General features: G+C 66.9%; 21 protein-coding genes and 1 pseudogene. 16 read left to right on the forward strand and 6 right to left on the reverse strand.

Annotated elements, in window-relative coordinates:
• Positions 1 to 57 precede the first annotated feature (57 nt).
• From QTH97_RS37150 to QTH97_RS21180, 4 genes and pseudogenes are all read right to left on the reverse strand, one after another.
• Positions 58 to 159 carry a ribonuclease HepT family protein gene (locus tag QTH97_RS37150; protein ID WP_444813455.1) on the reverse strand — a complete coding sequence of 34 codons (102 nt, stop codon included), beginning with the start codon at positions 157 to 159 and terminating at the stop codon, positions 58 to 60.
• A 100-nt stretch (positions 160 to 259) separates the two neighbouring features.
• Positions 260 to 433: pseudogene (locus QTH97_RS37155) on the reverse strand (HepT-like ribonuclease domain-containing protein); the annotation flags it as partial.
• Positions 430 to 720, reverse strand: a complete 291-nt coding sequence (locus QTH97_RS21175; RefSeq protein ID WP_286570538.1) for a nucleotidyltransferase family protein — start codon at positions 718 to 720, stop codon at positions 430 to 432. The gene QTH97_RS21175 and the pseudogene QTH97_RS37155, both read right to left, overlap by 4 nt.
• A gap of 161 nt (positions 721 to 881) precedes the next feature.
• Positions 882 to 3,263, reverse strand: coding sequence for a penicillin-binding protein 1A (locus QTH97_RS21180; RefSeq protein ID WP_286570431.1), 2,382 nt, complete (start codon positions 3,261 to 3,263; stop codon positions 882 to 884).
• Positions 3,264 to 3,588: 325 nt separating this feature from the next.
• On the opposite strand from QTH97_RS21180, the gene QTH97_RS21185 reads away from it, so the two are divergent.
• From QTH97_RS21185 to QTH97_RS21235, 11 genes are all read left to right on the forward strand, one after another.
• Positions 3,589 to 5,655, forward strand: coding sequence for a VIT and vWA domain-containing protein (locus QTH97_RS21185; protein ID WP_286570432.1), 2,067 nt, complete (start codon positions 3,589 to 3,591; stop codon positions 5,653 to 5,655).
• A 12-nt stretch (positions 5,656 to 5,667) separates the two neighbouring features.
• Positions 5,668 to 6,600: an exosortase Q gene (xrtQa, locus tag QTH97_RS21190; RefSeq protein ID WP_286570433.1), complete on the forward strand. Its 933-nt coding sequence runs from the start codon at positions 5,668 to 5,670 to the stop codon at positions 6,598 to 6,600.
• Positions 6,581 to 7,153, forward strand: a complete 573-nt coding sequence (gene xrtQb, locus QTH97_RS21195; RefSeq protein WP_286570434.1) for an exosortase Q subunit 2 — start codon at positions 6,581 to 6,583, stop codon at positions 7,151 to 7,153. The genes xrtQa and xrtQb overlap by 20 nt, the downstream gene beginning before the upstream one ends.
• 7 nt (positions 7,154 to 7,160) lie before the next feature.
• A complete protein-coding gene (locus tag QTH97_RS21200; protein ID WP_286570435.1) occupies positions 7,161 to 8,441 on the forward strand; it encodes a biosynthetic peptidoglycan transglycosylase in 1,281 nt (426 codons plus the stop codon).
• A gap of 87 nt (positions 8,442 to 8,528) precedes the next feature.
• Entirely contained in the window at positions 8,529 to 9,641 is a 1,113-nt protein-coding gene (locus tag QTH97_RS21205) for an ABC transporter ATP-binding protein (protein WP_286570436.1), read from the forward strand.
• Between the two features lie 76 nt (positions 9,642 to 9,717).
• Positions 9,718 to 10,989, forward strand: coding sequence for an ABC transporter substrate-binding protein (locus QTH97_RS21210; RefSeq protein WP_286570437.1), 1,272 nt, complete (start codon positions 9,718 to 9,720; stop codon positions 10,987 to 10,989).
• Positions 10,990 to 11,113: 124 nt separating this feature from the next.
• Positions 11,114 to 12,031 carry an ABC transporter permease gene (locus QTH97_RS21215; RefSeq protein ID WP_286570438.1) on the forward strand — a complete coding sequence of 306 codons (918 nt, stop codon included), beginning with the start codon at positions 11,114 to 11,116 and terminating at the stop codon, positions 12,029 to 12,031.
• Positions 12,028 to 12,918, forward strand: a complete 891-nt coding sequence (locus QTH97_RS21220) for an ABC transporter permease (protein ID WP_286570439.1) — start codon at positions 12,028 to 12,030, stop codon at positions 12,916 to 12,918. The genes QTH97_RS21215 and QTH97_RS21220 overlap by 4 nt, the downstream gene beginning before the upstream one ends.
• Positions 12,918 to 13,649, forward strand: coding sequence for an aspartate/glutamate racemase family protein (locus QTH97_RS21225; RefSeq protein ID WP_286570440.1), 732 nt, complete (start codon positions 12,918 to 12,920; stop codon positions 13,647 to 13,649). The genes QTH97_RS21220 and QTH97_RS21225 overlap by 1 nt, the downstream gene beginning before the upstream one ends.
• 74 nt (positions 13,650 to 13,723) lie before the next feature.
• Entirely contained in the window at positions 13,724 to 14,629 is a 906-nt protein-coding gene (locus QTH97_RS21230) for a pirin family protein (RefSeq protein ID WP_444813456.1), read from the forward strand.
• Positions 14,630 to 14,789: 160 nt separating this feature from the next.
• A complete protein-coding gene (locus tag QTH97_RS21235; protein ID WP_286570442.1) occupies positions 14,790 to 15,350 on the forward strand; it encodes a Spy/CpxP family protein refolding chaperone in 561 nt (186 codons plus the stop codon).
• A 76-nt stretch (positions 15,351 to 15,426) separates the two neighbouring features.
• Here QTH97_RS21235 and QTH97_RS21240 read toward each other — a convergent pair whose 3' ends face one another.
• On the reverse strand, positions 15,427 to 15,855 hold the full coding sequence (locus QTH97_RS21240) for a serine/threonine protein kinase (RefSeq protein ID WP_286570443.1): 429 nt from the start codon (positions 15,853 to 15,855) through the stop codon (positions 15,427 to 15,429).
• A 258-nt stretch (positions 15,856 to 16,113) separates the two neighbouring features.
• Between QTH97_RS21240 and QTH97_RS21245 the strand changes: the two genes are divergently transcribed.
• The 4 genes from QTH97_RS21245 (at position 16,114) to QTH97_RS21260 (ending at position 19,884) form a co-directional block, all read left to right on the forward strand.
• The gene (locus QTH97_RS21245; protein WP_286570539.1) at positions 16,114 to 16,842 is read left to right on the forward strand and encodes an endonuclease/exonuclease/phosphatase family protein; all 729 of its coding nucleotides are present in this window, start codon (positions 16,114 to 16,116) and stop codon (positions 16,840 to 16,842) included.
• On the forward strand, positions 16,839 to 18,089 hold the full coding sequence (clsB, locus tag QTH97_RS21250; RefSeq protein WP_286570444.1) for a cardiolipin synthase ClsB: 1,251 nt from the start codon (positions 16,839 to 16,841) through the stop codon (positions 18,087 to 18,089). Before QTH97_RS21245 ends, clsB begins: the two co-directional genes overlap by 4 nt.
• Before the next feature lie 29 nt (positions 18,090 to 18,118).
• Positions 18,119 to 19,078 (forward strand): lysylphosphatidylglycerol synthase domain-containing protein, encoded by a 960-nt coding sequence (locus tag QTH97_RS21255; protein ID WP_286570445.1) that lies wholly within the window; start codon positions 18,119 to 18,121, stop codon positions 19,076 to 19,078.
• Positions 19,079 to 19,158: 80 nt separating this feature from the next.
• Positions 19,159 to 19,884 carry a TIGR03915 family putative DNA repair protein gene (locus QTH97_RS21260; RefSeq protein ID WP_286570446.1) on the forward strand — a complete coding sequence of 242 codons (726 nt, stop codon included), beginning with the start codon at positions 19,159 to 19,161 and terminating at the stop codon, positions 19,882 to 19,884.
• 15 nt (positions 19,885 to 19,899) lie between these two features.
• Here QTH97_RS21260 and QTH97_RS21265 read toward each other — a convergent pair whose 3' ends face one another.
• Positions 19,900 to 20,475: an acyloxyacyl hydrolase gene (locus QTH97_RS21265; protein WP_286570447.1), complete on the reverse strand. Its 576-nt coding sequence runs from the start codon at positions 20,473 to 20,475 to the stop codon at positions 19,900 to 19,902.
• A gap of 171 nt (positions 20,476 to 20,646) precedes the next feature.
• Between QTH97_RS21265 and QTH97_RS21270 the strand changes: the two genes are divergently transcribed.
• Positions 20,647 to 21,147, forward strand: a complete 501-nt coding sequence (locus QTH97_RS21270; RefSeq protein ID WP_286570448.1) for a polyhydroxyalkanoate granule-associated phasin — start codon at positions 20,647 to 20,649, stop codon at positions 21,145 to 21,147.
• Positions 21,148 to 21,227 lie beyond the last annotated feature (80 nt).

The raw sequence follows: 21,227 nt of genomic DNA on the forward strand, positions 1-21,227 counted from the left end.
TCGAAGACGCACCAAGGATGGCAGCGATCCGCAATGACCAGGGGGATGTGAGCCGCGTCAAGGCTCCGTTCCATCGCTTCCCTCATCGACATCACGGCGAGCGGCGCGCAACTGCCGGAGCAATTCCGGAAGCGCCGTCTGAAGAGTCTCCCACACCACATCGAGGTTGATGTCGAAGTAGCCGTGAGCAATGCGGTTGCATACCGCGCATGCTTAGCCACTGCACTTCCGGGTGAGCCTGGGTGAACTTGGCGTACCCGTCCATCACTTTCGTGGCGGCCTCGCCAACGAAGATGAGGCTCATGATGACCGCCTGCTGCGTGCGCTTGTCCTCCAGGAAATCATGCTTCGCCAGCCCTTCTGCAAAGCCGCACGCGTCAGTCGCCGCTTGCAGCATGTGATCGAGATAGTCGGCGAGCCGGTTCTCGTTCATACAGGTTGAGCTTCGGCGAGCACCCTGGCCCGGAATCTCGGCGACAACTCAGCCGGAGTCAGCAGATCGACGTGGATGCCCAGCAGCGCTTCCAGTTCGTCCTGCAGGCCGCCCAGATCAAATAACGTCGCGCCCGGCAGCGCATCGACGAGCAGGTCCAGGTCGCTGCCGTCCTGGTCGGTGCCATGCAGCACCGAACCGAAGATTCGCGGGTTCGCTGTGCGAAAGCGATCCGTCGCTTCGCGTACTGCACATCGCTTGGCATTGAGAACAACGGATGGTCGCATTGGCACTCTTTCTTGTCGGATCTCATCGAGATGGTAAGAGATCGAGAATGGATTTTTCGAGTATTGCAGCAACCTGCCTTCTCGTGCCGGGCCCGACAAGCTTACGGGCTTGTTCCCGCGGAGTGGCGGGACGCCACAGCGCCCCGCTCCCACGAAGGCTGCTACCTGAAGAAATCAAGAATCCGGCTGCGTTCCTCCGGCTCCGCCGGCGCACCCACGGACGCGCCCGCCAGCGCCTCCACCGGCAACGGTGCAGGCGTGTCGATGCCCAAGGTCGCGACACCGCGCCCCGGCCCGAAGTCGTCGAAGTACCACTCGCCTTCGACATTGAGCACGCCACCCGGCACCGCGGGCTCGCTCACGGGAACGCCCTTCAGCGCGGTCTGCATGTAGCCGGTCCAGATCGGCAGGCTCAGGCTGCCGCCTGTCTCGCCGCGCACGCCGAGTTGGCGCGGCGTGTCGTAGCCCACCCAGGCGACGCCGACCATGGTCGGCTGGAAGCCGGCGAACCAGGTGTCGATCGAATCGTTGGTCGTGCCGGTCTTGCCGTAGAGGTCGTCGCGCTTGAGCGCCTGGCGTGCCTTCGCGGCCGTTCCGCTCTTCACCACGCTCTGCAGCAGCGAGCTCATGATGTAGGCGTTGCGCTGCGGAATGGCGCGCCTCGATTCGTCGAGCACCGGCGGCTCGGTCTCCAGCAGGACCTTGCCCTTCATGTCGGTGACACGCGTGACCAGGTAGGGATTGACGCGATAGCCACCGTTGGCGAACACCGAATACGCGGCCGCCATCTGCATCGGCGTGACCGAGCCGGCGCCCAGCGCCATCGGCAGGTTCGCCGGATGCTTGTCGCGGTCGAAGCCGAACTGGGTGATCCAGTCCTGCGCATAAGAGGGGCCGATGGACTGCAGCACACGGATGGTCACCGTGTTCTTCGACTGCTGCAGCGCGCGCCGCAGCGAGATCGGTCCCTCGTAGGTGTTGTCGTAGTTCTTCGGCTCCCACGGCTGCCCGCCCGCACCCGCCTCGAAGGACAGCGGCGCGTCGTTGACGACCGTGGCCGGCGAGAAGCCTTTCTCCAGCGCCGCCGAATAGATGAAGGGCTTGAAGCTCGAACCCGGTTGCCGCCACGCCTGCGAGACGTGGTTGAACTTGTTCTTGCCGTAGTCGAAGCCGCCCACCAGTGCCTTGATGGCGCCGGTGCGCGGGTCCATGCCGATGAAGGCGCCTTCGACCTCGGGCAGCTGCGTGATCTCCCAGGTGTCCTTCGGCGTCCTGGCGACGCGGATCACCGCACCGCGACGGATCCTGATGGCCGGCGCCGCCTTCTCGGACAAGCCGGACTGCGCGGGCTTCAGGCCTTCGCCCGCGATCTGCAGCGTCTCGCCGTTCGCGCGCACCGCGGTCACTTCCTTGCTGCTCGCCTGGAGGACCACGGCCGAGATCACGTCGCCGTTGTCGGGGTGGTTGGCCAGCGCGTCGTCCACCGCCTCGTCGAGTTCCTTCGGGTCGCTCGGCAGGTCCACCACCTGCTCGGGCCCGCGATAGACCTGCCGGCGCTCGTAGTCCATGATGCCCTTGCGCAGCGACTTGTAGGCCGCCGCCTGGTCGGCCGCGACCAGCGAGGTATGAACCTTGAGGCCGCTCGTGTAGATGCTGTCGCCGTACTGTGCATGCATCATCTGGCGCACCGTCTCGGCCACGTACTCGGCATGCAGGCGGTTCGGGTCGGCGGCATCGCGCAGATGCAGTTCTTCCTTCCGGGCATCGGCCGCCTGCGCGGCGGTGATGAAGCCGGTTTCCTCCATGCGGTCGATCACGTAGAGCTGGCGCGCGCGTGCCCGGCGCGGGTTGCTCACGGGGTTGTTGGTGCCCGGCGCCTTCGGCAGCCCGGCGAGCATGGCCGCCTCGGCAATCGTGAGGTGCTGCAGCGGCTTGCCGAAGTAGGCCTCGGCCGCGGCCGCGAACCCGTAGGCGCGATTGCCCAGGTAGATCTGGTTCAGGTAGATCTCGAGGATCTGGTCCTTCGTGAGCTGCTGTTCCAGCCGCAGGGCCAGCAGGATCTCGTAGGCCTTGCGGCTCAGCGTGCGTTCCGAGCTTAGGTAGACGTTGCGCGCGACCTGCATCGTGATGGTGGATGCGCCCTGCTGCCTTCCGCCCTTGAAGCTCGCCAGCGCAGCGCGCACGAAGCCCTTGTAGTCGACGCCGCCATGGTCATAGAAGCGCGCATCCTCGACGGCGAGCACGGCGTCCTTCATCACCTGCGGAATCTCCGCGAACGGCGTGAGATTGCGGCGCTCCTCGCCGAACTCGCCGATCAGCTCGCCTTCGGCCGAATAGACCCGCAGCGGCAGCTTGGGCCGGTAGTCGGCGAGATCGGAGACGCTGGGCAGCTTGGGGTAGATCGTGACCGCAGCGATGCCGCCGGCAATCAGCAGGACGAGCGCGCCCGTCGCGGCGGCGGCGCCGCCCCAAACGGCGATGCGTCGCAGCCGGATCGACCGGTCCGGGCGCGCGGGCCCGCTGGAGGATGATTTCTTGGTCATGGCAAATGAGGGGTCGACGCGGGAGAAAACGAGGGAAATCCCATGGTGGATGGGCATACTTTGCTATCAATTGAATAGCGCCGTCGACCCAGGTAGGAGCGTCACCGCCGCTTCGAGTTCCCCTCCGGAATTGCATAAGGGATGAAGCCCTAATACTCCAGGAGCGAACCGAAGCCAGTGTGAAGTCTTCGACAGCCTGACTTCACACAGACTTCACACAACGCCGCCCACTTCGAACAGGCTTCCAACTGCCTTCTCGGCAGCCCGTGACATTGGCTCCCGTGCACCGTTGCACGACACCCTTCGAGGGAAGAGGACCCAAGTCATGGAAAGCTCCATACCCCGCCCGGGCCGCTGGCTCTGGCTCGCCACGCTGGGCCTCGCGGCCACCGGCTTCGTCACGCTGATCGCGCGGCCGGCGCATGCGCAGGAAGCGCCGGGCCCGAGACTGAAGACCGAGAGCCCCTACTTCTTCGTGAAAAGCGACGACCCGGAAACGGACCGCCTGCCGCTCAAGGGCACGGAAGTGGACGTGAAGATCTCGGGCGTCATCGCCGACGTCACCGTCACGCAGACCTACCGCAACGAAGGGAAGCGCGCCATCGAGGCCCGGTACGTGTTCCCCGGCTCGACCCGGGCGGCGGTCGGCGGCCTCAACGTGCGGCTGGCCGACCGCCTCATCACCGCGCAGATCCGCCAGAAGGAGCAGGCGCGCATCGAATACGACAACGCGAAGAAGGAAGGCAAGACCGCCGCGCTGCTCGAACAGCACCTGCCCAACGTGTTCCAGATGAACGTCGCCAACATCCTGCCGGGCGACGACTTGAAAGTGCAGCTGCGCTACACCGAGCTGCTCGTGCCGCAGGGCGGCAACTACCAGTTCGTCTTCCCGACGGTGGTGGGGCCGCGCTACAACAGCCCGCGGTCCGAGAACGCGCAAGCGGCCTGGGTCGCGCAGCCGGTGCTTCGGGCCGACGTCGCACCCGGCACCAGCTTCAAGCTCAAGGTCGCGCTGGACGCGCCGCTCGGCATCCGGGAAGTCCGCTCGCTCACGCACGCCATCGACGTACGCCAGCGCGACGGCAACGAGCATGCCGACATCGCGCTCGCCCGCAGCAGCGAGCCTTCGGACAACCGCGATTTCGTGCTCGACTACCGGCTCGCCGGCGAGCGCATCGAGTCGGGCCTGATGCTCTACATGGGCCACGGCGACAACGCCGAGAACTTCTTCCTCGCGATGGTCGAGCCGCCGAAGTCGGTGGCCGCGAGCGCCATCTCGCCGCGCGACTACATCTTCGTGGTGGACATCTCGGGCTCGATGCACGGCTTTCCGCTCGACACGGCCAAGGTCGTGCTGGAGCGGCTCATTGGCGGCCTGCGACCCAGCGACACCTTCAACGTGCTGCTGTTCTCGGGCAGCAACCGCATGCTCTCGCCGCACTCGGTGCCGGCTACGCGCGCCAACATCGCTCAGGCACTCGCCACGATCCGCAACTACAACGGCAGCGGCAGCACGGAGCTGATTCCGGCACTGAAACGCGCCTATGCCGAGCCCAAGGCCGACGAGGTCTCGCGCACAATCGTGGTGGTGAGCGACGGCTACGTCACGGTGGAGCGCGAAGCCTTTGAGCTGGTGCGCAAGAACCTCTCCAAGGCCAACGTGTTCGCCTTCGGCATCGGCTCCTCGGTCAACCGGCACCTGATGGAAGGCCTGGCCCGCGCCGGCATGGGCGAGCCCTTCATCATCACCGACCCCGTGCAGGCGCCCGAGCAGGCTGCGCGCTTCCGCAGGATGATCGAATCGCCCGTGCTCACGAGCGTGAAGGCGCGCTTCGAAGGCCTCGATGTGTACGACGTGGAGCCCGCGGCACTGCCCGACGTGCTCGGCGAGCGGCCGGTGATCGTGTTCGGCAAGTGGCGCGGCGAAGCCAAGGGCCGTGTCGTGATCGAGGGCCGCGGCGCCGAGGGTCCGTACCGGCAGGAACTCAAGGTGGATCCGCACATGCTCCAGGATGCCGCCGCGCTGCGCAGCCTGTGGGCGCGCCATCGCATCGCGAGCCTGAGCGACCAGGAAGCGCTGGAAGGCGGCGACTCGCTCCAGCAACGCATCACCGATCTCGGCCTGCGCTACAGCCTGCTCACGCAGTACACGAGCTTCATCGCCGTGGACCAGGTGGTTCGCAACGCGGCGCCGCAGAACAGCGTCGGCGTCGATCAGCCGGCGCCACTGCCCAAGGGCGTCAGCGAGCTGGCTGTAGCCCACAGCCTGGGTGCCGAGGTGCCGAGCACGCCGGAGCCCGAGACGCTGGGCGCGATCGCGGTGGTGCTTTCGATGCTGGCGATGCTGCGCCGTCGCGCGCGCCGCAACGATCCACGCCGCCTCACGTCCTGAGGACGCATCGCCATGTCACTTGCTCTCCTGGCACGAACGCATCCCCGGGTCATCGACTGGGGCATCCATCTCGACCGCGCGCCGGCTGCCGGATGGCTCGGCCTGCAAGCCGCCGCGCTGACGCCTGCATGGATCTGGATGGCGCAACGAATGCGCGACGGCTCCGATGATCCGCTCGGGCTGCTCGCTCTCGCCGCGCTGGCCACGCTCACCTGGACGCTGCGCCGCGAGCTGCGGCCTGCACCGCGTCTGGGCTGGCTTGCGCTGGCGAGCGTCGGCACGCTGGCCGCCACGGTGCTGCGTACGGGATTCGGCCCGCTGCCTTCGGCGCCGCCGCTCGCCGCAAGCCTGCTGGCGGTGCTGGCCTTCGCCTGCTGCCTGCTCGCCTTCCTGCCCCGGCGCGCGGCCGCGTTCCCTGTGATGGGCCTCGCCGTGCTCGCGCTGCCGCTGCTGTCCTCGCTCCAGTTCTACGCGGGCTATCCGCTGCGCGTGATCACGGCGGAAGCCAGCCGATGGCTGCTCGCGCCCGGCTTCAGCGTGTCGCGCGAAGGCAGCAGCCTGCTGGTCGATAGGCAAATGGTCATCGTCGATGCACCCTGCTCCGGCGTGCAGATGGCGTGGCTCGGCTACTTCACGGCCTGCGTCGTGGCGCTCTGGGCCGGACGCAACGATCGCGGCTTTCTTTCGCGGCTGCCGGTGGTCGGCCTGCTGGTGCTGGGCGGCAACATCGTGCGCAACAGCGTACTGGTCGCGCTCGAAGCCGCAGGGCACGCGCCCGCACCGTGGTTGCACGACGCATTCGGCCTCGTGCTGCTCGCGCTGGTGTGCGGCGGCATCGCGCGGGTCATGGCACGCGACCCAGGTTCCCGGCCAGGCGCAGGGACCGCCGCCATCCCGGGCCTGATCACGTCTGCAGGAGGCCGCCGTGTCGATACCGCTCTTTGATCGCTGGCTCGCCAATCGCTTTGTCAACCGCATTGCGCACAAGGCGGTTTTCGCGTTGGTCATGCTGCTGTGCGTGATCTGGTCCGCGGCCTCCGCGCTGCACCGGCCGCCCGCGCCCGCCGCATCGGCTGTCTTCGAGGAATGGCCCAGCGAGTGGGACGGCGTGCCACTGCGTCCCCTGGCACTCAGCGAAGTGGAGCAGCGCTTCGCACAGCAGTTTCCCGGCGCGATCGCGCGCATGACCGATGGCGAGCAGATGCTGGTGCTTCGCCAGGTCCACGCACCCACCCGCATGCTGCACCCCGCCGCCGATTGCTACCGCGCACTCGGCTACGGCATAGCCCAGGCGCGCCTGGAGCGCGACGTGCATGCCCGCCTGTGGCGCTGTTTCGTCGCCGAGCGCCAAGGTGCGCAAAAAATGCGGGTCTGCGAGCGCATCGTCGATGCCCGAGGGGACGCTTTCACCGACACTTCAGCCTGGTACTGGGCGGCAGCCAGCGGTCGGTCGAGCGGACCATGGCAAGCTGTGACCCTGGCGAGACGGATCGAGTGAGAGAGACTTGTTAAAAAAAGCGCTGCTTTACCTGCTTTTCGCGACCCTGGCCCTGGTGCTCACGGCGGGCGTCGCCGCGTATCTGATCGTGCGGCTGGCCCTGGCGCCCGGCCCTGACGAATGGCCTGCCCGCGTCAAGATCGGCCCCGCATCCATCGACATCGGCGTGCCGACCGCCATCCGGCTGGCCACCTCCTCCTGGTTCGCGCCGTGGGTGGCAGGCCGTACCGTGCAGACCGACTTCGGCCCGGTGCTCTTCGGGTGGAACGAGCCCACCGCCACCCTCGAACTGCAATGCGCGCCCTGCAGCGCCAAGGTGCCCGCACTCGGCGAGGCGCCCATCCGGCTCGAACGCCTGCGGGCCACGGTACGCCGCGATGGCGGTGCGCTCGGCGGCACCCTCGAAGCCTTCCCGCCCGGGCCCATGCCGGCTGCCACGGACGGCGCGAGCGACGGGGTGCTGCGCGCGCAGTGGAGCGGCCGCCTCACGCAGAAAGCCCTGCAACTCAACATCAACGCGGCGGACGCGCCCATCACGCGCTGGTATGCCGTGCTGGCGCCCGGCCTTCCCGAACTGCAGCGAGGGCGCATCGGCGGCACCTTCGGGCTGCACGCCCAGGTTGCGCTGCCCGCCCGCACCTTCACGCTGCAGCCCCGCATCTCGCAATTCACGGTCGAAGGCCTGGGCACCGAGGCGATGGTCAATGCACGCAGCAGCTGCGGCGCACCAAGCCGGCTCACGAACGAGAGCTGGCTCGCCCGATCCGTCATCGCGGCGGAAGACCAGCGCTTCTTCTCCCATCCCGGCTACGACCTCGCCGAACTCGTACCCTCGCTCGAAAGCAACCAGAAGGCGGGCCAGGTGGAGCGCGGCGCAAGCACCCTCACGCAGCAGCTCGCCAAGCTGCTCGTGACCGGCGGCGAACGCAGCGCCGACCGCAAGCTGCGCGAACTGCTCTACGCAGTCGAGATGGAACAGACGCTGGGCAAGGCCCGCATCCTCCAGCTCTACCTGGACAACGCACCCTGGGGCCCCGACCTGTGCGGTGCCGAAGCCGCCGCGCGCCGCTACTTCAAGCGCGGCGCCCGAAATCTCGAACCGGCCCAGGCCGTCTGGCTCGCGGCGATGCTGCACAACCCCAACGTCGCGGTCGAGAAGTGGCAGCGCGACGGCAACATTGATGCCGCGCGGGCCAAGACGGTCGCCGAAGGGGTGCGCGGGATCACCAAGCCGCAGCGTGACGCCCTGCTCCGGAATGTGGCGACTGCGCGCTTCGCTCCGCCCTGAAGCCGCTCCACGGCCGCACCAATTCGGCGCATCGACCGCCCGGCCAGCCCCGGGATCGCTGGCACATGTCTTGCACAAGCAGCATCAATGGATGCTGTCACCGCCCTTCCGCCCGCAGCCGTTGAAATCGTTGCACTGAGCAAGTGCTACGCCGCCGGCGCGCCTCCCGCCGTCGACCAGATCGACCTGCGCATCGCCAGCGGAAGCTACTGCTGCCTGCTCGGCCCCTCGGGCTGCGGCAAGAGCACGACCTTGCGCATGGTCGCGGGGCACGAGTCGGTGTCGGGCGGGGACATCCTGCTCGACAACCGCAACATCACCAACCTGCCGGCCGCCGCCCGCGGCACGGCGATGATGTTCCAGAGCTTCGCGCTGTTTCCGCATCTCTCGGCGCTCGACAACGTCGCCTTCAGCCTCAAGATGAAGGGCATCTCGAAGAGCGAACGCCACCGCCGGGCAAAGAATCTGCTCGACCGCGTGGCGATGGGGCACCTGGCGGAGCGCAAGCCCGGCGAGCTCTCCGGCGGCCAGCAGCAGCGCGTGGCGCTGGCGCGCGCCCTCATCACCGAGCCGCGCGTGCTGCTGCTCGACGAGCCGCTCTCCGCGCTCGACCCCTTCCTCCGCATCCAGATGCGCGCCGAGCTTCGCCGCTGGCAGAAGGAACTGGGCCTGACCTTCATCCACGTGACGCACTCGCAGGAAGAAGCGATGGCGTTGGCCGACACGATGGTGGTCATGAACCACGGGCTGATCGAGCAGGTCGGCTCGCCGCACGAGGTCTACAACCACCCTTCCAGCGAGTTCGTCGCGCGCTTCATGGGCGGACACAACGTGTTCGCCCTGCATGACGGGCTGGTCGCGGTGCGCAACGACCACATACAGATCGCCCCGGCCACGGGGGCGCTCGGCGAAGTCGGCATTCCCGCCCACGTGACCGACGTGGAGTACCAGGGCACCTACGTGCTGCTCGGCCTCAGGCTCACCGGCGAGCGGCCGGAGCGCAGCGGCGTCTCGGTGCTGCTGTCCGAAAAGGCCTTCGTCACGCGCAGCTACGAAGTCGGCGACAGCGTGCGGCTGACCTGGGCCGAGGCCGACGCCCGCAAGCTCGGACCCGGCGCGTCGCGACCCAATGGCACCACGAACGGCACGCCATCGCCGCGGTACGAGCCGCTCGCGGCACTGGCCGCGATGGCGTCCTGACCTGCGCCGCGTGCCCTTGGTTCTCGGATTTTTCCTTCCACCCCCTTTCCTCATCACTGCCCCCAGGAGACCTCCCATGTCCGAAAAAAACGAATCGTCTTCCACCGGCATGCAGCGCCGAACGCTGTTGCAGGGCACGGCGGGCATCCTGGCGACAGGCGTGTTCCCCGCCATCCATGCCCAGGAAAAGATCGTGCTGCGCTACCTCGGCACCGCGGTCAACCAGGACAAGGCGATCGCCGAGAAGTTCAAGGCCGACACCGGCATCGAGATCCAGTACGTGGCGGTGACCACCGATGACGTCACCAAGCGCGCCGTGACCGCGCCCAACAGCTTCGACCTGATCGACACCGAGTACTTCTCGCTCAAGAAGATCGTGCCCACGGGCAACCTCAAGGGCATCGACACCAAGCGCGTGAAGAACGCCGACAAGATCACCACGCTCTTCACCAAGGGCGAGGTCGCCGGCAAGAAGGTGGGCGACCAGGGCACCGCGCCGATCAAGGTGATCTTTCTCGAAGGCGAGAAGAGCAAGGCCTTCGCCAAGTCGCCCACGCAGTTCATGTCGCTGATCCCGACCACCTACAACGCCGACACGCTGGGCATCCGGCCCGACCTCATCAAGCGCCCCATCGGCTCGTGGGCCGAGCTGCTGAACCCGGAGTTCAAGGGCAAGGCCGCGATCCTGAACATTCCATCGATCGGCATCATGGACGCCGCGATGGTGGTGGAGTCCAAGGGCATCCACAAGTACGCCGACAAGGGCAACATGACCAAGGCGGAGATCGACCTCACGATCAAGACGCTGATCGAGGCCAAGAAGGCCGGCCAGTTCCGCGCGCTGTGGAAGGACTTCAACGAGTCCGTCAACCTGATGTCTTCGGGCGAGGTGGTGATCCAGTCGATGTGGTCGCCGGCGGTGACAGCCGTCCGAAGCAAGGGCATTGCCTGCACCTTCCAGCCGCTGAAGGAAGGCTATCGCGCCTGGGCCTCCGGCTTCGGCCTGCCGGCCACGCTCTCGGGCAAAAAGCTCGACGGCGCGTACGAGTTCATCAACTGGTTCCTCGACGGATGGGCCGGCGCCTACCTCAACCGTCAGGGCTACTACAGCGCCGTGCTGGAAACGGCCAAGGCCAAGATGGAGCCGTACGAGTGGGCGTACTGGATGGAAGGCAAGCCGGCCACGCAGGACATCAAGAGCCCGCAGGGCGACGTGATTGCCAAGGCCGGCGCGGTGCGCGACGGCGGCAGCTACGAACAGCGCATGGGCGGCATCGCCTGCTGGAACGCCGTGATGGACGAGAACGAATACATGGTGAGAAAGTGGAACGAATTCGTCGCCGCGTGATGAAGCTCCCCCCCAAGCTTCGCGCACTTCGAGTCGCTACGCCAACCCCCTGCCGGGGGCAACACCCGCAGCCCGGCAAAGCCGGTTCTGCGGTGTTCCAGGAAGAGGCATCGGTCCCCTTGCCATGAGCTCGCAGGTCGCCAGCTTGCCGGTTGCCACGCAGCCCACCCGCACCCTCGGCGCGTGGTGGCAGGCGGGGCCGTTCGCGCTGGTGTTCCTGCTGTTCTTCCTGATCCCGCTGTTGCTGATCGCGATGGTCAGCCTGTGGAATTTCAACGAGTACGAACTCATCCCCGCGCTCTCGCCGCGCAACTACCTGAGCATCTTCGAAGGGTGCTCGCACCTCACGGACAACGGCGACTTCTGCGTCACGCTGTCGACCTATCTCAGCACGCTCAAGTTCTGCGTGCTGGTGTGGGCCATCACGCTCTTGATCGGCTTCGCGGTGGCGTACTTCCTCGCGTTCCACGTGCGTTCGCCGGGCATCCAGACGCTGCTCTTCGTGCTGTGCACCGTGCCCTTCTGGACCTCGAACGTGATCCGGATGATCTCGTGGGTGCCGCTGCTCGGGCGCAATGGGCTCGTGAACCAGGGCCTGATGGGCGTGGGCCTGATCGACACGCCCATCGAGTGGCTGCTGTTCTCCGACTTCTCGGTGGTGCTCGCCTTCGTGCACCTCTACACGATGTTCATGATCGTGCCGATCTTCAACTCGATGATGCGCATCGACCGCTCGCTGCTCGAAGCCGCGAGCGACTCCGGCGCATCGGGCTGGCAGACGCTGTGGAACGTGATCGTGCCGCTCTCGCGCACCGGCATCCTGATCGGATCGATCTTCGTCATCACGATCGTCATGGGCGATTTCGTCACCATCGGCGTGATGGGCGGCCAGCAGATCGCCTCCATCGGCAAGATCATCCAGGTGCAGACCTCGTACCTGCAGTTCCCGCTCGCCGCGGCAAACGCGATGATCCTGCTGGCGGTGGTGCTGATGATCATCTGGGGCCTGACCCGGCTCGTCGACATCCGGAAAGAACTATGAGCAACCGGATCGGTGAGCAACGTTCAGCAGGCTTCTGGCCGCTCGCCATCGTCTTCTCGCTCTTCGTGCTCTTCCTCTACGGACCGATGATCACGATCTTCGTGCTCAGCTTCCAGGGCCCGGAGGGCGGTCTGACCTTTCCGCTGCGCGGCGTTTCGCTGCACTGGTTCCACAAGCTTGCCGAGGGGCTGGGCACGGTCGACATCGGCGCGGCTTTCCGCCGCTCGCTCATGCTGGGGGCGGTGGTGATGCTCTTCACCGTCGTGCTGTCGGTGCTCGCGGGCCTCGCCTTCCGCAAGCGGCTCAAGGGCGGCAACGCCCTGTTCTTCATCACGGTGGCGAGCCTGATCATGCCGTCGATCATCGTGTCGCTCGGCATCGGACTGCAGTTCCGCCTGCTCGACGGCGGCATCAAGAGCGCCCTGACGGCAGTGGATGCGACCAGCACGCTGGAGAACTACGGCACCGCGCTCGGCCTCCTCACCTCCGCGCTGGGCGCGCACCTCACGTGGACGCTGCCGTTCGGGCTGCTCATCATGTTCGCGGTGTTCAACCGCTTCAACCCGGCCTACGAAGAGGCCGCCCGCGATCTCGGCGCGACGCCGTGGCAGAGCTTCTGCCACGTGGTGCTGCCGCTGATCGGCCCGTCCATCGTGGGTATCGGCATGTTCGGCTTCACGCTGAGCTGGGACGAGATCGCACGCACCTCGCAAGCCATCGGCGACGTCAACACCCTGCCCCTCGAACTCCAGGGCCTGACTTCGACCGTGACCACACCATCCATCTACGCGCTCGGCACGGTGACCACCGTCGTGTCCTTCGCCGTGATGGCCCTCGCGCTCGGTTCTGCGGCGCTGTTGCGCAGGCGGTCCACGCGCCGTCGCTGATGGCTTGCCTGCTTGTCATCAACCCCAACACCTCGGCTTCGGTCAGCGAGTTGCTGCAGCGGCATTTGCAGGCGCAGGCGGGCGAAGCGCTGCAGGTGCAGGCGGTCACCGCGCGCTTCGGAGCGCCGTACATCGCGTGCGAGGCCAGCTATGCGGTTGCTCAGCACGCGACGCTCGATGCCTGGGCGGCAACGCACGCGCACGGCGAACGGCCCGATGCGGTGCTGATCGGCTGCTTCGGCGATCCGGGCCTTTTCGCGCTGCGCGCGGGCGTGGGCGTGCCGGTCAGCGGATTGGCGGAGGCGGCGTTCCTGTCGGCGGCGAAGCATGGCCGCTTCGCCATCGTCACGGGCGGCGCACCCTGGCGGCCGATGCTCGAAAGGCTGGCGTGGTCGCTGGGCTATTCGGCATCGCTCGCGGGCATCCATACCGTCGCGCCGACGGGCGCGCAGCTTGCCGCCGATCCGCAGGGCGCTCGCAAGCTGCTGGCGCAGGCGTGCCGCGAAGCGGCCCTGCGCTTCGATGCGCAGGCCGTCATCCTCGGCGGCGCCGGGCTGGCCGGCATGGCGGCCGACATCGCCGACAGCGTGCCGGTGCCGCTCGTCGACAGCGTGAGCGCAGGGGCCGCATGGGCCCTCGATGCGATCCGTTCCGCGACGCCGCATCCGTCCACCCGCGCCTTCGGCGTGGCGTGGCAGAACGTCTCCTGGGAACTCGAATCGCTGGGCTAGTTCGCGCCTGGCAGCCACAAAAGCGGCATCCCCACCGACAGCGCGGTCGTCGCGCTCGTGCCACCATGCGCCGCATGACCACCCCACGCCACGCCCACCACTCGCACGGCGTCGAGCCGGTTGCGCTCGCCCGGCCACGCGGCATCGACCAGATCGTCGCCGGCGTCTCCACGAGCGACGGCGACGGCGTCAAGCTCACGCGCGTGCTGCACCAGCCCCTGCAACGGCGACTCGACCCGTACCTGATGCTCGACGCCTTCGGCAGCGACAACCCGGGCGACTACATCGGCGGCTTTCCGAGCCATCCGCACCGCGGCTTCGAAACGGTCACCTACATGATCTCGGGGCGCATGCGCCATCGCGACAGCGCGGGCCACGAGGGGCTGCTTTCCAACGGCGGCGTGCAATGGATGACCGCCGGCCGTGGACTGGTCCACAGCGAGTTGCCCGAGCAGGAGGAAGGGTTGATGGAAGGCTTCCAGCTCTGGCTCAACCTGCCGGCGAGGGACAAGCTGCGCGACCCCTGGTATCGAGACATCCAGAGCGAGGAGATCCCCGAACTCGCCACGCCGTCCGGCGTGCACGTGCGCGTGATCGCGGGCGAAAGCCACGGCGTCAAGGGCGCCGTGCAGCGCGAGCACACCGAGCCGCTCTACCTCGACATCACCATGCCGCCCGGCAGCGCTTTTTCGCAACCGCTGCCGGACACGCACAACGCGTTGCTCTACGTCTTTCGCGAATCGCTCTACATCGGCAGCAGCGAGATCCCGACCAAGCGCATGGCGATCCTCTCGAACGAACCCGGCAGCGACGGCGTGGTGCTGCATGCACCCGCATCCAACCACAGCCCGGCGCGGGCATTGCTGATCGCGGGCAAGCCGCTGCGCGAGCCCATTGCGCAGTACGGCCCCTTCGTCATGAACACCCGCGAAGAGGTGATGCAGGCGGTGCAGGACTTCCAGAAAGGCAAGCTCGTCTGACGGCCTCAGCACTCCCGTCAACAATGACGAAGTCACGGCCACCGTACATTTTTCTTTACGCGCGCTAACTCCGGCCTCACGGACGCGATACATCGCGCCGCCACACTTCCCTTCACCTGCTGCCCCTCGGCGGCGGGCTTCTTCGAAAGGAAGCACTCTCATGATCACGTCCCGCAAAAGCCTTCTCTGGGCCAGCCTCCTGGCCTCCGCCACCTTCGCCTCGGCCGGCGCGTTCGCGCAGCAGGCTCCGCAGGTCGCACCCGCAGCGCCTGCGACGACCCAGGCACAGCCGGGCGCACAACCCCAGGCGAAGCACCAGCACACCCGGGAAGACCGCGCGCAGCGCTTCGAACGCATGAAGCAGCATCGTGCGGAACGCCTCTCGGCGCTCAAGGAAAAGCTCAAGCTCACGCCGGCGCAGGAAGGCGCATGGAACAGCTTTGCGACGGCCCAGCAGCCGCCGGCACGCTCCCCCGAGCAGGCCCGCGCCGAGCGCGCCGAGTTCGCCAAGCTGACGACGCCGCAACGCCTGGATCGCATGCAGGCCCGCCAGGCCGAGCGCAGCGCGATGTTCGCCAAACGAGCCGATGCCACGCGCAGCTTCTATGCCGGGCTGACGCCGGAGCAGCAGAAGACCTTTGACGCCGAGTCGATGGCGCGCTTCGGTCGCGGCGAGCATGGCGGCCAGCACCGCCACCCGGCTCCGCCGGCCAAGAGCTGATCGCGACGGCCCATTGAGAAGGCCCGCAACGCCCAGGCGTTGCGGGCCTTTCTTCATGACGATCGGAAATGAGTGATTACTGCGGCGTGCCGGTCTTGTCCTTCGGATTGGTCGGCACTTCCGGCCGCTCGCCCTTCTCGCCGAAACGTGGCTTGACCTTGCGGCCCGTCTGGCTCACTTCGGTGCGCGACATCTCGCCGGTGGGCTGCGGAATGGCATTGGGCTGGTGATTCACCGTCGTCGTGGCCTCGCCCTTGGGGATCGGGTTGTTGGCGTTGTTGCGGTTGTGGGCGCGGGCCTCCGACTTCACTGCATCGCGCGAGGCGGGATTGGTGCCGTCAGGCCGCTGGGTCGGATTGCCGACGCCGGCCGGTGTCTTGGTGCTGGCCTGTCCTGCCACGGCCGGGTCCGGTTGCGCGGGCATCGAGGTGGTCTGGGCCGACGCAATGCCCGCGACGCCCATCAGGCCGGCGAGAACGGTGGTTGCGAGAATTCCTTGCTTCATGATGATGGCTCCTTGTCAGTTTCAAGCGGAATACGAGCCCTTCCTTCAAGCTCTGAATGCACCGTAGGAGGGCATGCGGGCGCGCCATGTGGGGATGGCGGAGCCATCCCTGTAGGAGCCGGTCGCCGGGCCGCGCAGGTCAATGAAGAAGGTGGCGCGTTCCTACACCTGTGGCGTAGCCCACGCCTTACAACCGTATCTGTGAAGCCCTCCTCCCATTCAGCCGCCGTGACGACCCCGCCGACGTCACTCAAGGTGATGACCGTGAACACCCACAAGGGCTTCACGGCGCTGAATCGCAAGTTCATCCTTCCCGAGCTGCGGGAGGCGGTGCGCACGGTAGGCGCGGACGTCGTTTTCCTGCAGGAAGTGCTGGGGACCCATTCGCGCCACTCGCGCCGCGTCGACAACTGGCCCGAGGCGCCGCACTACGAATTCCTCGCCGACACGATGTGGCCGCAGTTCGCGTACGGCCGCAACGCGGTGTATCCCAAGGGGCACCACGGGAATGCGGTGCTGTCGAAGTTTCCGATCGTTCATTACAAGAACCATGACGTGTCCATCACCGGCCCGGAAAAGCGGGGTCTTCTGCACTGCGTGCTGCGCCTGCCCGCACGGCCGGTCGATGTGCATGTGATCTGTGCGCATCTCGGCCTGTCGGAAGTGCACCGCCTGCAACAGCTCGAACTCCTCTGCCACATCGTGCGCGACGAAGTGCCCGGCGACGCCCCTCTGGTCGTGGCGGGCGACTTCAACGACTGGCGCGGCCGCGCGCATGACATCCTCGAACAGGGCGCGGCGCTGCGGGAAGTCTTCGTGCATGCCAACGGCCGCGCGGCCCGGACCTTTCCGGCGCGCTTTCCGCTCTTGCCGCTGGACCGCATCTACGTGCGCAACGCGGGCGTCCATGCGCCGGTGGTGCTGCCGCGCCGGCCCTGGTCGCACCTGTCGGACCACGCGCCCCTGGTGGCGGAGATCGAGCTATGAGCGTTTCTGAAATCTCCAACGGCAACCAGCGCTGGATCGGCGGCAACCGCATCGCGCTGCTGGAAAACGGCGAGGAGTTCTTCCCGCGCGTCTTCGAGGCCATCCGGGAGGCCCGGCGCGAGGTGGTCATCGAGACCTTCATCCTCTTCGAGGACAAGGTCGGCACCCAGCTCCACGAGGCCATGCGTGCGGCGGCCCAGCGAGGCGTGAAGGTCGACCTGATGATCGACGGCTTCGGTTCGCCCGACCTGTCGCGGGAATTCATCGCCGGCCTGACTTCGGCGGGTGTGAAGGTGCGCGTGTTCGATCCGGGCAAGCGGGTCTTCGGGCAGCGGCTCAACGCCTTCCGCCGCATGCACCGCAAGATCGTGGTGATCGACGGCACGACCGCCTTCGTGGGCGGCATCAACTACTCGGCCGACCATCTGCTGGACTTCGGACCCAAGGCCAAGCAGGACTACGCGGTGGAGCTTGCCGGGCCCATCGTCTCTGAAATCCATCGCTTCGTGCTGCATGCGATCGCGGTCGGTGGCAAGGGCTCGGGCTGGTTCCGGCGCCGCCTCAAGGCCACGCACGAGCGCAACGACCCCGCGGGCGAAGCCGAGGTGCAGTTCGTGACGCGCGACAACCGCCGGCACACCAACGACATCGAGCGCCACTACCGCGCCGCCATCCGCAGCGCAAGGCATCGCATCGTCATCGCCAACGCGTACTTCTTCCCCGGCTACCGGCTGATCAAGGAGATGCGGCGCGCAGCGAGGCGCGGTGTGGACGTCCGGCTGATCCTCCAGGGCGAGCCGGACATGCCGATCGTCAAGGTCGCGGCCAGCATGCTGTACCACCACCTGCTGCATGCGGGCGTGCGCATCTACGAATACTGCGAAAGGCCGCTGCACGGCAAGGTCGCGCTGGTGGACAACCAGTGGAGCACCGTCGGATCGAGCAACCTCGACCCGCTGAGCCTGTCGCTGAACCTCGAGGCGAACGTGATCGTGCGCGACAAGGCCTTCAACAAGGTGCTGTCGGAGCGCCTCGACCACCTGATGCGCCACAGCTGCAAGCAGATCGAGGCCTCCGACCTGACCGAATGGAGCGGCTGGCGGCTGGTGCGCAGCTTCTTCATCTTCCACCTGCTGCGCTGGTATCCGTCATGGGCAGGCTGGCTGCCGCGCCACGCACCGCGCCTGAAGCCGCTGGATGCGCCCGACGCGCCCGCCGGCGGCGCGACCCAGACGGACGCCGCCTGATGGCCGGCACGGGGTCCGCAATGGGCGCCATGGAGCCGCAAGCCCACCGTGCCCACGGGTGGTGGCCCTGGGCGAAGCGCATCGCCGCATGGCTCTTCTTCGCGGTCGTCATCTACCTCATCGTGCAGCAGGCCCGCACCATCGACTGGAGCGACGTGCTCGATTCGGTGCGGGCCATTCCCTTGCCGATGCTGCTGGCGGCCCTCCTCCTCGCCATCGGCAGCCACGCGCTCTACAGCACCTACGACCTGCTCGGCCGGCGCATGACGGGGCACAAGCTCGGCACCGGCACCGTGATGGGCGTCACTTTCATCAGCTACGCCTTCAATCTCAACCTCGGCGCGCTGGTCGGGGGCGTCGCGTTCCGGTACCGCCTGTATTCGCGGCTCGGGCTGGACAACAACACCATCACCCGGGTGCTGGGCTTCAGCATGCTGACCAACTGGTTCGGCTACTTCGTGGTGGCCGGTGCGGCCTTCTGCTTCTGGCCCATGGGCTTGCCGCCCGACTGGAAGATCGACAGCGGCGGACTGCGCCTCCTCGGTGCGGCCCTGTTGCTGGCAGGGGTCGCGTACCTCGCCCTGTGCGCGATCGCGCGCGAGCACACCTGGCGCATCCGCAATCAGGAGCTGGACACGCCGCCGCTGCGCATCGCACTGCTCCAGCTTGTCATGTCCTGCGGCAACTGGTGCCTGATGGGCGGGGTGATCTGGTTCCTGGTGCAGCAGCAATTGCCCTACCCCACGGTTCTCGCGGTGCTCCTGGTCGCTGCCGTGGCGGGCGTCATCACGCACGTTCCAGGCGGGCTCGGCGTGCTGGAGGCTGTGTTCATCGCGCTGCTCTCGCACCGCGTGCCCCAGGAGAAGCTGCTCGGCGCGCTGCTGGCGTATCGCGCCATCTACTACCTGCTGCCGCTCATCGTCGCGAGCCTCTTCTACGTGGTGACTGAACTGCGCGCCAAGCGGTTGCGCAAGAGACTTGCGGGATAGGGTCGCGCCAGCGAAGGCCTCCTCCTTTATCACCTGAGCGCCTACAGGCCGCACAAGGGCAGCGACCTAAGTTAGTGCTCATGTCGCAGCACACCGTCACCCTCTCGGGCGAGATCGACTTGCCAGGCTTCCGGCGCGAAGCCCGGGCGCTCCTGGCGGGACTCGTGCCGCCCGAGGACACGCATTGGCACACCGTCGCCGGCGCCGACTGGATGACCAGGAGCGGGAGAACGGCCCTCGCAGGCTCGCGCGACACGCAAGCCACCGCGAATCCCTTCCTGCCCCGCTCCTTCCTGTCGCTGTGCGACACGGTCATCCTGCACAACGACCCGTCACGCTTCGTGCTGCTCTACCGGCTCCTCTGGCGCCTGGTGCACGAGCCGGACCTGCGGCGCAATCCACTCGATACCGATCGCATGCGTGCGCTGCACATGGCCCAGGCGGTGCGCCGCGACATGCAGAAGATGAAGTCGCTGATCCGCTTCACCGCAGTCGATGAAGGCGCCGGCGCAGAGCCATTGCACATCGCATGGTTCGACCCGGACCACCACATCGCGGAGGCGATTGCACCCTTCTTTGCCCGTCGCCTCGCGCACCGGCGGTGGGCGATCCTGACGCCGGAACGCAGCGTGCGCTGGAATGGCGAGACCCTCGAGTTCGGCCTGGGCGTGCAGCTCGACAACATGCCGCCCGACGCGATGGGAGGGGACGCGCTGCTCGCGCGCTATCGCCAGGTCTTCAATGCCGTGCGGCCTGCGCACGCAGAAAGGCCCGAAGCCCAGTCTTCCGATGCACGCAGTCCGTGAGCGGATGCAACGAACTCAGAAGCGGTACAGGTAGCGCACCCGCCAGAAGTTCTCGCCTGGGTTCGGCTCCTTGATGCCGGCATTCGAGAAGTGCTGGAACCGGAAGGACAACTCGTGCTCACCCTGGGCGCCGAAGTTGCGTCCGAATCCGATCTGCTCGGTGAACTGGAAGGCAGTGCTGAACTCACGGCTGGCCGTGCGATAGATGCTGTCCATGACCGTGCCGCCGACGCCCGCCTCGACGAACCACGGGGACTCACCCTGGCTGAAGCGCCAACGCCAGTTGGCAATGACGCCGGCCTGCGTATAGCTCCCGCGCTCGCGCCCGCTGGGGACGGGCGCGCTCCAATTGCTCAGGAAGATGTCCCAATAGAACGACAGCGCCCCGGGCGGCGCCGGTGGCTCTCGATGGCTCCAGGGCACGACGACACCGATGGTGAACGCATTCGTGTCACCTTCGGTGTGGGGCGCCTGGCCCCCTTCAAGATAGATTCCGACCGCCTGATCCGCGCGGTGAGCGGCAGCAACGCCGGAAAGCAACAGGCATCCCGTGCACAGGACCGCCTTGAAGCAGGACGATGAGTTGGACATTCGACTGGCCTGCGGATAGTTACGTGTAACAAGCATCTCAAGATTGGTCCCCGGTCAGAGTTGGCGTTCGCCGTGCCGAAAAGTAGGACTGCGTCCCCAATCGATGTTGCAGTGCAGCAAAGTGCGCGCCAGAAGCCTATAGTCGGTGAACACCACGTGCAGAACCCTCCAATGACTCCCAGCCTCTCTTCCCCGCGCTTTTTCAACCCGCTCATGCTGTGGGTCGACGTCGCAGTCAAGACCAACGAGATGCTCCTGTCGTCCGGCTCCGTCATCCAGATGCGCACCGAGCGCATCGCGAAGGCGGGCCTCTCTCCCAGTGATGCCGATCTTGCCGAATTTCAGCTCATGGGTCACGAAAAACTCGCGGCCGTGAGCGAGGCCGGCGCGGCCATGGCCAGCCAGATGCACACCACCCAGTTCGCGGTGATCCAGCGCATGGTCAAGCACTGGCTGGGCAGCGGGGTGGCGCTCTTCTCCCTCGCCACGAGCACGACGCCAGCACAGGCCGCAGCGCATGTCGAGGCGTTCGGCACGGCCACCATGCGCTCGGCCGCCGCGGCGAGCGAGTTGAGCAGCGCCGGCGCACGCATCGTGCAGCGGGGCCTGAAGCCCATCCATGCCAAGGCGACCTCGAACGCGCGCCGGCTGGCCCTGTTGCTGCAAGCCTGACGCCGCATCGCGGCCCCGCAGTCCCAAAAAAACGTCGACGCACAAGCTTCGTGTAGCGCGAGGCTTGCTAGCCTTGGCGC

It is taken from the genome of Variovorax gracilis (genome assembly GCF_030317115.1).
GTDB classification, from domain to species: Bacteria; Pseudomonadota; Gammaproteobacteria; order Burkholderiales; family Burkholderiaceae_C; genus Variovorax; species Variovorax gracilis.

Excerpts from the sequence above, each read along its gene's own strand:
- QTH97_RS21175 (WP_286570538.1), bottom strand. The coding sequence starts at position 720 with ATGCGACCATCCGTTGTTCTCAATGCCAAGCGATGTGCAGTACGCGAA.
- QTH97_RS21180 (WP_286570431.1), bottom strand. The coding sequence starts at position 3,263 with ATGACCAAGAAATCATCCTCCAGCGGGCCCGCGCGCCCGGACCGGTCG.
- QTH97_RS21185 (WP_286570432.1), top strand. The coding sequence starts at position 3,589 with ATGGAAAGCTCCATACCCCGCCCGGGCCGCTGGCTCTGGCTCGCCACG.
- xrtQa (WP_286570433.1), top strand. The coding sequence starts at position 5,668 with ATGTCACTTGCTCTCCTGGCACGAACGCATCCCCGGGTCATCGACTGG.
- QTH97_RS21205 (WP_286570436.1), top strand. The coding sequence starts at position 8,529 with ATGGATGCTGTCACCGCCCTTCCGCCCGCAGCCGTTGAAATCGTTGCA.
- QTH97_RS21210 (WP_286570437.1), top strand. The coding sequence starts at position 9,718 with ATGTCCGAAAAAAACGAATCGTCTTCCACCGGCATGCAGCGCCGAACG.
- QTH97_RS21215 (WP_286570438.1), top strand. The coding sequence starts at position 11,114 with ATGAGCTCGCAGGTCGCCAGCTTGCCGGTTGCCACGCAGCCCACCCGC.
- QTH97_RS21220 (WP_286570439.1), top strand. The coding sequence starts at position 12,028 with ATGAGCAACCGGATCGGTGAGCAACGTTCAGCAGGCTTCTGGCCGCTC.
- QTH97_RS21225 (WP_286570440.1), top strand. The coding sequence starts at position 12,918 with ATGGCTTGCCTGCTTGTCATCAACCCCAACACCTCGGCTTCGGTCAGC.
- QTH97_RS21230 (WP_444813456.1), top strand. The coding sequence starts at position 13,724 with ATGACCACCCCACGCCACGCCCACCACTCGCACGGCGTCGAGCCGGTT.
- QTH97_RS21235 (WP_286570442.1), top strand. The coding sequence starts at position 14,790 with ATGATCACGTCCCGCAAAAGCCTTCTCTGGGCCAGCCTCCTGGCCTCC.
- QTH97_RS21240 (WP_286570443.1), bottom strand. The coding sequence starts at position 15,855 with ATGAAGCAAGGAATTCTCGCAACCACCGTTCTCGCCGGCCTGATGGGC.
- QTH97_RS21245 (WP_286570539.1), top strand. The coding sequence starts at position 16,114 with ATGACCGTGAACACCCACAAGGGCTTCACGGCGCTGAATCGCAAGTTC.
- clsB (WP_286570444.1), top strand. The coding sequence starts at position 16,839 with ATGAGCGTTTCTGAAATCTCCAACGGCAACCAGCGCTGGATCGGCGGC.
- QTH97_RS21255 (WP_286570445.1), top strand. The coding sequence starts at position 18,119 with ATGGAGCCGCAAGCCCACCGTGCCCACGGGTGGTGGCCCTGGGCGAAG.
- QTH97_RS21260 (WP_286570446.1), top strand. The coding sequence starts at position 19,159 with ATGTCGCAGCACACCGTCACCCTCTCGGGCGAGATCGACTTGCCAGGC.
- QTH97_RS21265 (WP_286570447.1), bottom strand. The coding sequence starts at position 20,475 with ATGTCCAACTCATCGTCCTGCTTCAAGGCGGTCCTGTGCACGGGATGC.
- QTH97_RS21270 (WP_286570448.1), top strand. The coding sequence starts at position 20,647 with ATGACTCCCAGCCTCTCTTCCCCGCGCTTTTTCAACCCGCTCATGCTG.